Origin of the sequence: Streptomyces sp. NPDC057253 (assembly GCF_042669125.1) — a bacterium.
Taxonomy (GTDB): domain Bacteria; phylum Actinomycetota; class Actinomycetes; order Streptomycetales; family Streptomycetaceae; genus Streptomyces.
In genome coordinates this window covers 18,233-31,778 of the sequence record NZ_JBHUXV010000047.1, presented here as the reverse complement: position 1 = coordinate 31,778, position 13,546 = coordinate 18,233, and the positions used below count along the sequence as shown (strand labels likewise).

Below are 13,546 nucleotides of genomic sequence, written 5' to 3'. Positions count from 1 at the left end.
TTCTGTCCGCCACGGCTGCCCGGCTCGGCGGCGGGTGAGGGGCTTCGGCCGGGGAGTTTCGTGCGCCGGCCAGCAGATTCTGGAGGTGCGCGCGAAATCCCCTTGCCGAATGGTCAAGAATCGTTGACCATTGCTCACATGCCTACTGATGATCTTCCCGAGGCGGTCCACGTCACCACGGACGAACAGTTACGTGCCGTCTCCAATCTCACGCGCCACCGGATCATGGCGGTGCTCCGCTTCGAGCCCGCGACGATCACCCAGATCGCCGAGCGAGTGGGCCTTGCCAAGGGGAGTTCCAGCTATCACGTGCGACTGCTGGAGCGGGCCGGCCTGGTGAAGGTGGTGCGGACGCGCAAGGTGCGGGGGGTCACCGAGCGGTACTACGCGATGGCCGCGCGGTCGATCGTGCTGCCGGAGCCGGGCGAGGGCGGCCCCGACGTGCTGATGCGGCACGCGGTGGCGGACCTCGAGGCCGCCCCGGCGGACGCCGAGCGGCACGTACGGATGGCGCATCTGCGGCTCACCGACGAGCAGTTCGCGGAGCTGGGGGAGCGGCTCCAGGCGCTGGCGGACGAGTACCGCGAACTGTCCGATCCGTCGCTGCCCGACGCGTCCCTCGTGTTCGCGCTCTTCCACCCCGCGCAGGGCGAGCGGACTGGCGGAGGCGCCAAGTGACCTCGGACGTACGGAAGGCGCCGTTGCCGGCCGGCTTCTCACGCCTGTGGACCGCGCAGACGGTCTCCTCCCTCGGGGATGGGGTCACCCACGCCGCACTGCCGCTGATCGCGTTGACGCTCACGCGCGACCCGATGGCCCTCGCCGTCGTCACGGCCGCCGGGACGCTGCCGTGGCTGCTCTTCGGGGTGCTCGGCGGTGCGCTGGTGGACCGCTGGGACCGCCGGCGCACGATGTGGAGCGCAGCGCGGACGCCGCGCGTGCGGCGCTGCTCGCCATACCGGCGACAGCGGCCGTGCTCGACATGCTGAACATTCCGCTGCTCGCGGCCGTCGCCTTCCTGCTCGGCCTCGGCGGACTCTTCTTCGACACGGCCGCCACGGCCTACCTGCCGGACCTGCTCCGCCGCGACCCCGCGCTCCTGGAACGTGCCAACTCCCGCCTGCGCGGCGCCCAGACCGCCATGTCCGGCTTCGCCGGGCCGCCTGCGGGCAGTGCGCTGCTCGCTCTCGGGCGCGCGGTTCCGCTGCTCGCCGACGCGATGTCGTTCCTCGTCTCCGCCCTGCTCGTACGCACGCTGCCCGCCCTACCCCCGCCGGTGCCCGAGACCCGCGAGTCGCTGCTCCGGCAGGCACGCGCCGGGGCCTCGTACGTATTCCGGGACCGATTGCTGCTCGGGCTCGCGCTGCGCCCGGCGGTCGGGAACATCGCCTTCATCGCCGTGGAGACCGTACTCGCCCTCTTCGCCCACGACCGCCTCGGCATCGACACCTTCGGCTACGGCCTGCTCCTCACGGCGGAGGCCACCGGCGGTCTGCTCGGCGCGGGCATCGCCTCCCTCCTCGGCCGGCGACTCGGCACCGGCACCGCACTGACCTGCACGGCCGCAGTCGAGGGACTCGCCATCCTGGGCCTCGCCGCCGCCGCGAACCCCTACGTCGCCGGCCTCGCGCTCGCCGTCTGCGGCGCGGCCATGGGGGCCACGATGGTGCTCGCACCCTCCCTCCGACAGGCGATCGTCCCCGCCCACCTGATGGGCCGGGTCGCCTCCACCTCCCGCATGCTCGCCATGTGCGCTGCCCCGTTCGGTGCCTTCCTCGGCGGATGGCTGGCCACCACCTACGACATCCGCACCCCGCTCTACACCGCCGCCGGCCTCCTCCTCGCCATGACCGCCGTCACCGCGACCACGACCAGCAACCGCCGGGTCGAGGCGGCGCTGCGTGCCGCCGCCCCGGCCGGTGGTGGGAATCACCCGGCATCCAGATCCCGTCAAGGAGAGTGCGCCTGACGTGGTGTGACACCTACCGCGAACCGCCACAACGATGTCGCGAGAGGCTCTCGATGATCCAACGACTCCACAGCGGTGCTCGGCGGTCAAGTCAGCGGAATTCGCAGCTCGGAGACGGTGGCTCCGTCGGACCGGATGCCCGCCCAGCCTCAGCGGGCCACGTCGCAGGCTGCGGCCTCGACGTAGATCGCGGTGAACCCGGTGCCGGAACGCGTGACCTTTGGTCCCCTGCACCACGTCGCGGGGGCGCGCCCTCTCCTCGACATGGGCCACTACAGGCTGAACCTTTTTGGTCCCCCACACCGTGCTACAGGCATGAACTCATGCCTGACCGATGGTGTGTGGCCGAGTAGTGTGCCTGGGGCCAGGCGGTGGGGGATGCACATCTGCCTGCCAAGGGACCGCCGGTGTCACTGCCTTCTGCCTTCCCTCTGACCAGAGGCAGCCACTGCGTAAGTGCCTTTGCTGAGACGGCAGTTTGGACCAGGAGGAGCGCCGAGCCCGCCATCCGGGCCTGACTCGCTGCGGGCACTGCCCACCAGCAGGAGATCCGGGGCACTGCCCACCAGCAGGAGATCCGGATCCGAGACTCCGAAGATGCGGACAGATCCTTGCTGCCATGGCTTGCACGAGCGCATGTAGGCACCGATGCCGAGCCTCCGCCCCGCAGAACACTCTCCACGGTGTTACACGAATTCATGGACTTCCCGACGGAGGAAACATGCCCAAAGCGATCACGCTGACCGACTTCGGCAATCCTGACGTGTTGCAGTGGGCTGACGTGCCCCTGCCTCAGCCGGCCGAGCGGCAGATCAGGGTGAAGGTGAAAGCCGCAGGTGTCGGGCCGACTGATCTCGCTCTGCGGTCGGGCAGGCTCAAGGCCTTTTCGCTGCAGCCCAACGCTGTCCTCGGCTTCGAGGTGGCCGGCACCGTCGACGCGGTGGGGCCCGGCGTGGACGGAACGCAGGTCGGCGACGAAGTGGCAGCGCTGCTCTTCGACCTCGGTGGATACGCCGAATACGCGGTCGCCTCGATGTGGGTCGAGAAGCCACCGTCCGTTCCGTGGGCGGCCGCGGCCTCTCTGCCGGCCTCGGCGGAGGCCGCGGCGGGGGTTCTGCGGCAGTTGGGGGTGAAGACAGGCGACACCCTGCTGGTGATCGGTGCCGGCGGAGCCGTCGGCTTGATCGCGACGCAGTTGGCTGTCGCTCAGGGCATCAAGGTGGTGAGTGCCGTGGGCGCGCGGGACGACGAACTGGTCGCGTCCCTGGGCGCCACGCCCGTACGGTACGGCGCCGAGCTGGTTGACGCGGTCCGACGTGTCGGGGACGTCGACTTCGTGTTCGACGCGTCCGGCAAGGGAGCGCTGGCGGACGCGATCGCGTTGACCGGCGCCGCCGACCGGGTCATCACCCTGTCCGACCCCGCTGCGGGGGACTTCGGTGTCGTACTGTCACATCCCAGTCCGGAGCGGGCTCCTCACGCGCTGGAGGAGACCATGCCGTTGCTGGCTCAGGGGCGGCTTCGGCTGCGGGAGTACAGGACCATGCGCATGCAGGACGCCGGCGAGGCCCATCGCCTGCTGGAGAGTGGTCAGGTGCACGAGCGCGTCGTACTGACTCTCTGATCGCGATTCCTGAACTTTGGTTCCGATCGCTCATGAGTCCCCGTCAGTTCGCTGACGGGGACTCTGTGCCCAGAGAGCATCCCGGATCGGTCTCCGGGTTGCGCCGGCTACTCCGGCTATTCAGGTCCCCGGTCTCGTCGACGACCAGTACGGCGTCCTCGTCGCCGAGGTGCTCGACTACGAAGTCCCTTATGTCGTCACGCACTCGGTCGGCATCCCGGCGGGCCCGGCTGAGCAGGTGCCGCATGCCGGCCGGGCCGGCGTTACCCGTCGTGCCCGGCGATCGTCCAGCAGTTCTTCCTTGGCAGGTCCGCAAGCGCAGCCTCAGCATGAACGCCCTTGCTCGGCGGCGGGGTTCCATCCGGGCGAACCGGCCGGCCACCTTGCCCATCACGCCCTCGAATACCGATGGCCACCGAGCAGGATCGACGCTGTGGCCCACGGCCACCGGCTGATCTTCGCTTGTCGACACAACTCAGGATGATCAACGGTGGCCGTCCTCATCGGAGACCAACCTCACTCAGCACGATCAAGGCTGCCGTCAGACCGGCTGTCCGCTGTCAGAGGGTGGCAGCACGGAGCACGATGAGGGCGACGGAGGCTATGGTGAGGACCAGCGCCGGAGACGCGCCCTTGCGGTCGCGGACGCGCAGGTGGAAGGCGACCGCCCCAGCGAAATAGAGCGTCAGGCCGATCGCGGCGGCGATTCCGACGGGTCCCCACCAGAGTCCGGCGACCACACCGGCCGCGCCCGCGATCTGAGCGCCGATCAGGAAAGCCATCATGCTGTGCGGCACTCCGAGGGTGGACATCTGCTCGGTGATGTGCCGCGTTCGCAGAGACTTGGCCCCGGCCGATACCAGGAGAAGCGCCGACATGAACACGGTGACGACGGCAAGGGAGACGAACATGGCTGAACCTCAATCGTGCGAGATGCGAGTAAGGGGGCGTGCGCACCTCGACGACGATAGGAGGCCATCAGGTACCTCCAGGTAACCTTCGGGGCATGAGCCTGCGACCCGGAGTTGCCTTCCTCGCCGGCTGTCCCGCTCTCCTGGCCATGGAGATCATCGCCAGCAAGTGGTCCATGGTCACGCTCTTCGCGCTGACCGACGGCCCGTTGCGCCACGGCGAGTTGGTCGAGCTGAGCGGTGGCATTTCGCGCAAGGTACTGACCCAGACGTTGCGCCGGCTCCAAGCCAACGGTCTCGTCGAGCGGCACGCGTACGCCGAGGCGCCGCCGCGCGTGGAGTACGGCCGGACCGATCTCGGGCGAACCCTGGAGGAGCCCATCAGGATGCTGACCGCATGGGCGCGGGAGAACGGGGAGGCGGTCGTCACCTTCCGGGAAGCAGCCGAGGCGGCCAGGACCATCGAGGCGGATCAGGCGACCCCGGTGAAGACCTCTCACCTGTAGACCCTGCCGTCGCCGGAGACTTGGCCCTCCTCGTGATCGGGGCGCTCCTGCAGGAGGCCAACGACGACCGTCACCTCAGGGTCAAGCTCCTGGTCCTGAAGGAGCTCCCGCAACCGAACCCAGAGGGCGCTCGTTCGCTCCGCAACAGTGATCAAGAACTTCAGCCAGAGTACTGGGCGGGATCCGCCGCAGGCAGAAGGCCGAGTTCCAGGAGGCTCTTCGCGGTGGCCGCGACGGCGTCCTCGCTGCCGCGCGGGCTCCAACCGAGGACGGTACGAGCCTTGTCGTTGCTGACACGGCGGACCTTGCCGAGGTTGGGCAGCAGGCCCTTCAGTGCCGGGTTGGCCTCGGCGGCCCGGCGTATCACCTCGTCCGGGAGTTCGACGGCCGGGACGGCACTCGCGGCGTCGCCGAGCCGGTCGCGGATGGCGAGGGCGATCTGGTGCAGGGAGACGGCGTCGCCGGCGGCGGCGATGAAGCGTTCGCCGGCGGCCCTGGGGTCGGTCATGGCCTTCAGGTGCAGGTCGGCGGCGTCACGGACGTCGACGACAGCGAAGTACAGGCGGGGCGCGCCCGGCATGGCGCCGCTGAACAGGCCGGTGATCATGCTGATCGAGGAGGAGTGGTCGCTGCCGACGACGGGGCCGAAGATGCCGACCGGGGCCACGGTGGTGAGCTGGAGGCCGTTGCCCTCGCGCTCGACGAAGTCCCAGGCGGCCCGCTCGGCCAGCACCTTGGACTTGATGTAGGCGGGGACGTCGCTGTCAGGGTCGGTCCAGTCGTCCTCGGTGAAGGGCTGTTCGGTGGCGGGTCTGCCGTAGCCGACGGCGGCGAAGGACGAGGTGACCACCACACGTTCGACGCCTGCGTCCCGGGCCGCGCGCAGCACGCGCAGCGTGCCTTCCATGGCCGGGACGATCAGTTCGTCCTCGTGGTCGGGTTCACCGCCCGGGAACGGGGAGGCGGTGTGCAGGACGTAGCGGCAGCCTGCCACCGCCTCGGCCCACCCTTCATCCGCGGTGAGGTCCGCCGCCACCAAGGTGAGTCGCTTACCCGCATCGACACCCATGGCCGCCAAGTCCCTGCGGACCTGCGCCTCGCGGCTGGGGGACCGCACCGTGGTGCGGACCTGGTAGCCCTCACCGAGTGCCTGGGCGATCACACGGCCGCCCAGGAACCCGGAGCCTCCGGTGACCAGGACGGTATCGGTCGACGTATGGGTCGAAGTGCTGCTCATGACCAAACTCCTTTGTCCTTTTCGTATTTCGCATGAGGAAGTGGTCGGCTGCGGCTAACTGGTCAGCGCCGGCAGCAGCAGGGCGTCCATTACCGCGATGAGCTGGTCGGCGTCGGCCTCGGTGCCGGTGAAGAGCTTCTCCACGAAGACGCTGCCCATCAGGAACATCTCGACGTGCGCCAGGGCCGGGTTGTCGGCCCGGATCGTTCCGCGCTCGATGTGCCGGGCCAGAATGGTGCGCAGCGTGTGGAGGTAGGGGGCGAACAGGACATCCCGCAGTGCCTGGGCGAGTGCCGGGTCGGACACGACCGCCTGCCAGATCCCCAGAGTCGGGGCACCCTGCGGGTGCGGCGTCGGCATCATGCGAGCCAGCGCCACCAGGTCATCGCGCAGGCCGCCGGTGTCGATGGGCGGCAGGGGCGGGTACTTGCGTGCCGTCATCGCCGTGATCACGAGCCTGGGCTTGTTCTCCCACCGCCGGTACAGCGTGGCTGTGCTCGCCTGCGTCCGCCTGGCCACCTCGTCCACGGTCGCCTGCTCGTAGCCGACCTCGGCGACGAGGTCGAAGGTGACGTCGAGGATCTCTCGCTCGCGCTCCTCGGTCAGCCGTTTGCGCCGTTTGGAGGTCGGAGGCTGCTTGCTCATCAGTGACTCCCGTCGTCCAGGTCGCCGGTCCACGCCCGCCCACCCGGACGCCAATATAGAAAACGCGTTTTCGACAGTACGTTTTCGATAAGTGCTTGGCAAGTCCGACGCGAGCGCGTCGACACGGCGGTCTGGACGTCGACCGGTATGTCCGGGGGCGGCAGAAGGGCGACGACGCACTACGTCGTCCAGGCAGGGAACCGGAGACGGCGCGCACGCGGCCCTGCGCGGTCCCGTCAAGCGGGTGCGTCAGTTACGGAGAGTGTTCGTGGTGCGAGCAGGGATTCCGGCGGATGCCTCGCCGGGCATGGACGGCGCGATGGACCAGGCCGCGACGTCGGCGGCTCGTCGTGTCTGGGACGTACGTGACGCCTCCTCAGGTCCTCACGCTGCTCAGGTAGACCGGCGTGCTGATGATCCGATCCTCGCTGTCGGTACCGGGCGCTCCTCCCGCTACCCATCGCCTGCTCATTGCCGACGCTGGCCTGCCTCGCCCTGATCCACGTCCACGCGCTCTGCGCCGCCCGCGGTCCGGGAGGGTGGCAAAGGACCGGGCCGCTGTGGCCGAGCACGTCGCCTAACGGATCCCTTCCAAGGCGGAAATCATTCCGTAACCCCAGTGGTGTCTACTCACGTGCAACAAAGATTCATTACAGGAAACACCTTCTGGTGGGCAGGGAGGATCCCGTGAGGACCGACCCCGATCTCGCGGACCTGGTTCGCGCGGACGGCATCGAGTTCGTGCTGGCCGTCTTCGTCGACCTGACCGGCAAGCCGTGCGCCAAGCTGGTGCCGGCCCAGGCCGTGGAGGAACTCCGCGACGAGGGCGTCGGGTTCGCCGGATACGCGGCCGGCGCGCTCGGCCAGCAGCCCAGCGACCCGGACGTCATCGCCCGGCCGGATGCCCGCTCGTACACGCCGGTCCCGTTCGTCAAGCCAGGCCTCGCGCTCGTGCACTGCGACCCGTACGTGGCGGGCGAGCCCTGGCCCTACGCCCCGCGCGTCATCCTGCGCCGCCTGCTGGAGCGGGCCGCGGACCGGGGCCTTTCGCTCTCCGTGGGCGCCGAGGTCGAGTACTTCCTGGTCAACCGCGACGAGCATGGCGTGCTCAGCGTCGCCGACACCAAGGACACCGCGGCCCAACCCTGTTACGACGCCCGTGGGCTGACCCGGATGTACGACCACCTCACCGCCGTCTCCAGTGCCATGAACGCCCTCGGGTGGGGCAACTACGCCAACGACCACGAGGACGGCAACGGCCAGTTCGAGCAGAACTTCAAGCACGCCGACGCCCTGACCACCGCCGACCGGGTCATCACAATGCGGTACCTGGTGTCGGTGCTGGCCGAACAGCGGGGCATGACCGCCACGTTCATGCCGAAGCCGTTTACCGACCGCACCGGTACCGGCATGCATCTGCACATGTCGCTGTGGAGGGGCGAGGAGCCCACCTTTCCCGACGGCACGGACGAGCGTGGCCTCGGCCTCTCGGCGCTCGCCTACTCCTTCGTCGCCGGGATCGTCGAGCACGCGCGGGGACTGCAGGCCGTCATCGCGCCGACCGTCAACTCCTACAAGCGCACGGGTGCCGTCTCGACCCGGTCGGGCGCCACCTGGTCGCCGCGCGTGGCGAGTTATGGCGGCAACGACCGCACCCACTTCGTCCGCGTCCCCGACGGCGACCGCATCGAACTGCGCGGCGGGGACGGCGCGGCCAACCCCTACCTCGCGGCGGCCGCCGCCCTCGCCGCCGGACTCGACGGCATCGAACGCGGCCTCGATCCGGGCGAACCCGGTGCCGCGGGCAAGGGCCCGGAACTCCCGCCGACCCTGCTCCACGCGGTCGAGGCGCTCCAGTCGGACGACGTGATCAGCGGCGCGCTGGACGCGGCGGGCACCGGAGTGAGCGCGTACTTCGCCGACCTCAAGCGCGAGGAGTTCTTCGACTGGCACGCCACGGTCGGCCCCTGGGAGCTCGACCGCTATCTGACCGCATTCTGAAGGGACGTGGGATGTGCGGAATCGTGGGGCTGCATCTGCGCGAGCCCTCCCTGGAAGTCCGGCTCGGTGAGCTGCTGACCGCGATGCTGGGCCAGGTCGTCGAACGCGGGCCCGACTCCGCGGGGGTCGCGGTCTACGGCGACCCGGGCCTGTGTCCGCCGGGACGCACCGTCGTGTCCGTGCTGGGCACGTCGAAGGCCGAGGTGGAGGCCGTACTGCCGGGCGTCCGGGCCTACGACGCCGATGCCACGACGGTCGTGCACACGGACGCCGCCTCGGTCGCCGCCGCGCTCCCGGACGCCAGGGTGATCGGCTCAGGTGAGGGCTTTGCCGTGCTCAAGGGCACCGGAAATCCTGTGGGGTTGGCCGAGTCCTTCGGGCTTGCCTCCGTCACCGGCTGGCAGGGCATCGGCCACACCCGGATGGCCACCGAGTCGGCGGTCACCCCCGAAGGCGCCCACCCCTTCTCGGTGGGCCCCGGGCAGTGCCTGGTGCACAACGGTTCCTTCGCCAACCACGCCACCATCCGCCGTGAACTGCGTGCCCAGGGCGTCGAGTTCGACAGTGAGAACGACTCCGAGGTGGGCGCCCGCTTCGTCGCCCACCAGCTGGCGCAGGGCGCCGACCTGGAGAAGGCGCTGCGGCTGCTGTGCGAGCGGTTCGACGGCTTCTACACCCTCCTGGTCTCCACGAGCGACTCCTTCGCGGTCGTCCGCGACGCCATTGCCTGCAAGCCGGCCCTGGTCGCCGAGACCGACGCATGGGTGGCCATGGCCTCTGAGTACCGGGCGCTGGACGTCCTGCCGGGCATCGAGAACGCCCGCATCTTCGAACCCGAGCCGGAAGAGGTGTACGTATGGCGACGCTGATCGATCTGGCCACCACGCCCGTGCGCGAACTCAACCAGGCTCTGCACGCGCCCGGGGCCACGGCCTGGCGTGTCCTGAACCCGCGCGGCGCGCACGCGGTGGCCTGCGGCATCCGGGAGGACCTCGCCGTCGACATCGAGGGCCACGTCGGCTACTACTGCGCCGGCATGAACCAGCGCGCCACGGTCACCGTCCACGGCAACGCGGGTACCGGGGTCGCCGAGAACATGATGTCCGGCACGGTCCGCGTGCGCGGCAACGCCTCCCAGTCGGCGGGCGCCACCGCCCACGGGGGCCTGCTGGTGATCGACGGGGACGCCTCCGCGCGGTGCGGGATCTCCATGAAGGGCGTGGACATCGTCGTCGGCGGAAACGTCGGCCACATGAGCGCGTTCATGGGGCAGGCCGGACGGCTGGTCGTGTGCGGAGACGCGGGCGACGCGCTGGGCGACTCGCTCTACGAGGCCCGTATCTACGTCCGCGGCACGGTGAAGTCCCTCGGCGCCGACTGCGTCGAGAAGGAGATGCGCCCCGAACACCTCGCCGAGCTGGCCGAGTTGCTGAAGGCGGCCGAGCGGGACGAGGACCCGGCGGACTTCCGCCGCTACGGCTCGGCCCGGGAGCTGTACCACTTCAAGGTCGACAACACGAGCGCATACTGAGGGAGTTCGACGCACATGGAACCCGCATCCCAGGGCCTGCGCGAGTCGGCCACCTTCGACCGTGCCACCATCCACGCCATCCAGCGCGCCGCCGAGACCGGCATCTACGACATCCGCGGGTGGGGGGCCAAGCGGCGACTCCCGCACTTCGACGACCTGTTGCTGCTCGGCGCCTCCATGTCCCGCTATCCGCTGGAGGGTTACCGTGAGCGCTGCGACACGGACGTCGTCCTCGGTACCCGGCACGCCAAGCATCCCTTGCGCCTGGCCACCCCGGTCACCATCGCCGGTATGAGCTTCGGCGCCCTCTCCGCCCAGGCCAAGGAGGCGCTCGGCCGGGGTGCCAGCGAGGCCGGCACCTCCACCACCACCGGCGACGGCGGGATGACCCCCGAGGAGCGCGGTCACTCCAAGCATCTCGTGTACCAGTACCTGCCGTCCCGCTACGGCATGAACCCCGACGATCTGCGCAAGGCCGACGCCATCGAGGTGGTCCTCGGCCAGGGCGCCAAGCCCGGCGGCGGGGGCATGCTGCTCGGCCAGAAGATCACCGAACGGGTCGCGGGAATGCGGACGTTGCCCGTCGGCATCGACCAGCGCAGCGCCTGCCGCCACCCCGACTGGACCGGCCCCGACGACCTCGCCATCAAGATCCTGGAGCTGCGCGAGATCACGGACTGGGAGAAGCCGGTCTATGTGAAGGTCGGCGCGACCCGGACGTACTACGACGTCAAGCTCGCCGTCCATGCCGGCGCCGACGTCGTGGTCGTCGACGGGATGCAGGGCGGTACGGCCGCCACCCAGGACGTGTTCATCGAGCACGTCGGCATCCCCACCCTGGCCGCCCTGCCCCAAGCCGTGCGCGCCTTGCAGGAGTTGGGCGTGCACCGGGAGGTCCAGCTGATCGTCTCCGGAGGTATCCGCGGCGGCGCCGACATGGCCAAGGCGCTGGCGCTTGGCGCGGACGCGGTCGCCATCGGTACGGCGGCGCTCATCGCGCTCGGCGACAACCACCCCCGGTACGACGCCGAGTACCGTCAACTGGGCTCCGCCGCAGGCTACTTCGACGACTACCAGGACGGCCGCGACCCCGCCGGCATCTCCACCCAGGACGAGGAGCTGGCCACCCGCCTCGACCCGGTGGACGCCGGACGACGCCTCGCCAACTTCCTGCGCGTGATGACCATGGAGGCCCAGACCCTGGCGCGCGCCTGCGGCAAGGCGCACCTGCTGCACTTGGAGCCGGAGGACCTGGTCGCCCTTACCATCGAGTCGGCGGCCATGGCCCGCGTCCCGCTCGCGGGCACCAACTGGATCCCCGGGGAGGGCCTGTGATCGCAGTCGTGGGTGCCGGTCTGATGGGCGCGGCCACCGCCTGGCAACTGGCCCGCCGCGGCCATGCGGTCACGCTGATCGAGGCGTACGACATCGGCCACAAGCGGGGCAGTTCGCACGGCAGCTCGCGGATCTTCCGACGGGCGTACGGCGAGAAGCTCTACGTGGACCTGACCGGGCAGGCGTACGAGCAGTGGCGCGAACTGGAGCACGACAGCTCGACTCCCCTGCTGCGCCTGACCGGTGGGCTCGACTTCGGGGCGGGACGTGACCCGAAGGGCCTGGGACGAGTGTTGGGGAAGGCCGGAGTGCCGCACGAAGTGCTCTCCGCCGAGGAGGCCACGGAGCGCTGGCCGTACGTCCGCTTCGACGGACCGGTCCTGCACCACCCGGGCGCCGGGGTGATCGACGCCGACGAGACGGTCGCGGCCTGTGTGCGCAGGGCCATCGAGCACGGCGCGGACGCGTGGATCGGGGTGCGGGTGACCGGCTTCGAGGTGGGGGAGAAGGTGCTCCTGCGCACCGACGACGGCCGTGAACTGACCGCCGACACCGTGGTGATCGCCGCCGGAGCCTGGCTCCCCGAGCTCGAACTGCCGGTCCCGCTGCCGCCGTTTCACCTGAAGGTGACCCAGCAGCAGGTCTTCCACTTCCGTCAGCGCGAGGCCTCGGTCGTGTGGCCGACCCTGGTCTACAAGGACGACACCATGCAGACGTACGGACTGCCGTCGGGCGGCGACGGCGGTCCGCGGCCCGCCATGAAGGTCGCCGAGCACGACCGGGGCACCCCCACCACCGCCAGTACCCGCACCGGTGTCGTCGACCCGTCGTCGCGCACCCGCGTGAGCGACTTCGTCCGCCACCGGCTCCCCGGCCTGGACCCCGACCCGGTCGCGGAGGCGACCTGTCTGTACACCACCGCCCCGAACGACGACTTCGTCCTCGACCGGCACGGCCCGCTGGTCATCGTCTCCCCGTGCTCCGGCCAGGGCGCCAAGTTCACCCCGCTCATCGGCGCGATGGCCGCCGATCTCGCCACGGGCCGTGCCGAGCCCCACGACCGCTTCCGCCTGAAGCCCACCGCATAGGATGCGGCGGTGACCGATCAACCTGAACCCGCGGCGGACCTCGACGACAAGGCCCTGGAGCGCATCATCGCGGTCCGGGCCCGCGAGTACCGGCAGGCGGCCGGGCTGTCGGTCGGCGAGATGGCGCAGCGGGTCGGCATCTCCAAGGCCATGCTGTCGAAGATCGAGAACGCCCAGACCGCGTGCAGCCTCACCACCCTCTCCCGGCTCGCGCGCGGTCTCGACGTCCCGGTCACCGCCCTGTTCCGCGGCATGGACGACGAACGCGAGGCCGTCTTCGTCCCCGCCGGGCACGGCGCCCGGATCGTCCGGCGCGGCACCAAGGTCGGCCACGAGTACGCCCAGCTCGGCTCGCTGCGCGGCGCGCACAAGCGGATGGACGCCCTGCTGGTCACGCTGACTGAACAGAGCGAGGTCTTCCCGCTCTTCCAGCACGCCGGCACCGAGCTCCTCTACATGCTGGAGGGCGAGATGGTCTACGGGCACGGCAAGTCCCGCTACACCCTGCGCCCCGGTGATGCCCTCCAGTTCGACGGCGAGGCCCCGCACGGCCCGGAGCGGCTGGTGGAGTTGCCGATCCGCTTCCTGACGGTGACGGCCTTCGGGGACAGCCCGCAGCACTGAAACCCGGCTTTAATCGGCCATGAGCGTGTCCTGTAACGCACCTTCGGTCTACTGCGGTGAAACGAAGTCTCCTGT

12 protein-coding genes and 2 pseudogenes are annotated in these 13,546 nt (G+C 69.9%); 10 read left to right on the top strand and 4 right to left on the bottom strand.

Annotated elements, in window-relative coordinates; all coding sequences use genetic code 11:
* Positions 1-138 precede the first annotated feature (138 nt).
* The 3 genes and pseudogenes from ACFULQ_RS24910 (at position 139) to ACFULQ_RS24900 (ending at position 3,593) form a co-directional block, all read left to right on the top strand.
* Positions 139-678 carry an ArsR/SmtB family transcription factor gene (locus ACFULQ_RS24910; RefSeq protein ID WP_383547300.1) on the top strand — a complete coding sequence of 180 codons (540 nt, stop codon included), beginning with the start codon at positions 139-141 and terminating at the stop codon, positions 676-678.
* Between the two features lie 23 nt (positions 679-701).
* Positions 702-1,979, top strand: a pseudogene (locus tag ACFULQ_RS24905) (MFS transporter).
* Positions 1,980-2,690: 711 nt separating this feature from the next.
* Positions 2,691-3,593: an NADP-dependent oxidoreductase gene (locus ACFULQ_RS24900; protein WP_383547299.1), complete on the top strand. Its 903-nt coding sequence runs from the start codon at positions 2,691-2,693 to the stop codon at positions 3,591-3,593.
* Positions 3,594-3,714: 121 nt separating this feature from the next.
* Here the strand turns inward: ACFULQ_RS24900 and ACFULQ_RS24895 are convergent.
* Both ACFULQ_RS24895 and ACFULQ_RS24890 read right to left on the bottom strand, forming a co-directional pair.
* Positions 3,715-3,984: pseudogene (locus ACFULQ_RS24895) on the bottom strand (transposase); the annotation flags it as partial.
* Positions 3,985-4,153: 169 nt separating this feature from the next.
* Positions 4,154-4,504 (bottom strand): DoxX family protein, encoded by a 351-nt coding sequence (locus ACFULQ_RS24890; RefSeq protein WP_383547298.1) that lies wholly within the window; start codon positions 4,502-4,504, stop codon positions 4,154-4,156.
* A 95-nt stretch (positions 4,505-4,599) separates the two neighbouring features.
* On the opposite strand from ACFULQ_RS24890, the gene ACFULQ_RS24885 reads away from it, so the two are divergent.
* Positions 4,600-5,010, top strand: coding sequence for a winged helix-turn-helix transcriptional regulator (locus ACFULQ_RS24885; RefSeq protein WP_383547296.1), 411 nt, complete (start codon positions 4,600-4,602; stop codon positions 5,008-5,010).
* A gap of 160 nt (positions 5,011-5,170) precedes the next feature.
* Here ACFULQ_RS24885 and ACFULQ_RS24880 read toward each other — a convergent pair whose 3' ends face one another.
* Positions 5,171-6,247, bottom strand: coding sequence for an SDR family oxidoreductase (locus tag ACFULQ_RS24880; protein WP_383547294.1), 1,077 nt, complete (start codon positions 6,245-6,247; stop codon positions 5,171-5,173).
* Positions 6,248-6,301: 54 nt separating this feature from the next.
* The gene (locus ACFULQ_RS24875; RefSeq protein ID WP_383547292.1) at positions 6,302-6,892 is read right to left on the bottom strand and encodes a TetR/AcrR family transcriptional regulator; all 591 of its coding nucleotides are present in this window, start codon (positions 6,890-6,892) and stop codon (positions 6,302-6,304) included.
* Between the two features lie 687 nt (positions 6,893-7,579).
* Here ACFULQ_RS24875 and glnT point away from each other — a divergent pair.
* Genes glnT through ACFULQ_RS24845 form a run of 6 tightly spaced genes read left to right on the top strand, consistent with a single transcriptional unit; the run spans position 7,580 to position 13,471 of the window.
* Entirely contained in the window at positions 7,580-8,893 is a 1,314-nt protein-coding gene (gene glnT, locus ACFULQ_RS24870; RefSeq protein ID WP_383547290.1) for a type III glutamate--ammonia ligase, read from the top strand.
* 11 nt (positions 8,894-8,904) lie between these two features.
* Entirely contained in the window at positions 8,905-9,762 is an 858-nt protein-coding gene (locus tag ACFULQ_RS24865; protein WP_383547289.1) for a glutamine amidotransferase family protein, read from the top strand.
* Positions 9,750-10,424 carry a glutamate synthase gene (locus tag ACFULQ_RS24860; protein WP_383547287.1) on the top strand — a complete coding sequence of 225 codons (675 nt, stop codon included), beginning with the start codon at positions 9,750-9,752 and terminating at the stop codon, positions 10,422-10,424. Before ACFULQ_RS24865 ends, ACFULQ_RS24860 begins: the two co-directional genes overlap by 13 nt.
* 15 nt (positions 10,425-10,439) lie before the next feature.
* Positions 10,440-11,759, top strand: coding sequence for an FMN-binding glutamate synthase family protein (locus tag ACFULQ_RS24855; protein ID WP_383547285.1), 1,320 nt, complete (start codon positions 10,440-10,442; stop codon positions 11,757-11,759).
* Entirely contained in the window at positions 11,756-12,847 is a 1,092-nt protein-coding gene (locus tag ACFULQ_RS24850; protein ID WP_383547284.1) for an FAD-dependent oxidoreductase, read from the top strand. The genes ACFULQ_RS24855 and ACFULQ_RS24850 overlap by 4 nt, the downstream gene beginning before the upstream one ends.
* 9 nt (positions 12,848-12,856) lie before the next feature.
* Positions 12,857-13,471 carry an XRE family transcriptional regulator gene (locus tag ACFULQ_RS24845; RefSeq protein ID WP_059190389.1) on the top strand — a complete coding sequence of 205 codons (615 nt, stop codon included), beginning with the start codon at positions 12,857-12,859 and terminating at the stop codon, positions 13,469-13,471.
* Positions 13,472-13,546 lie beyond the last annotated feature (75 nt).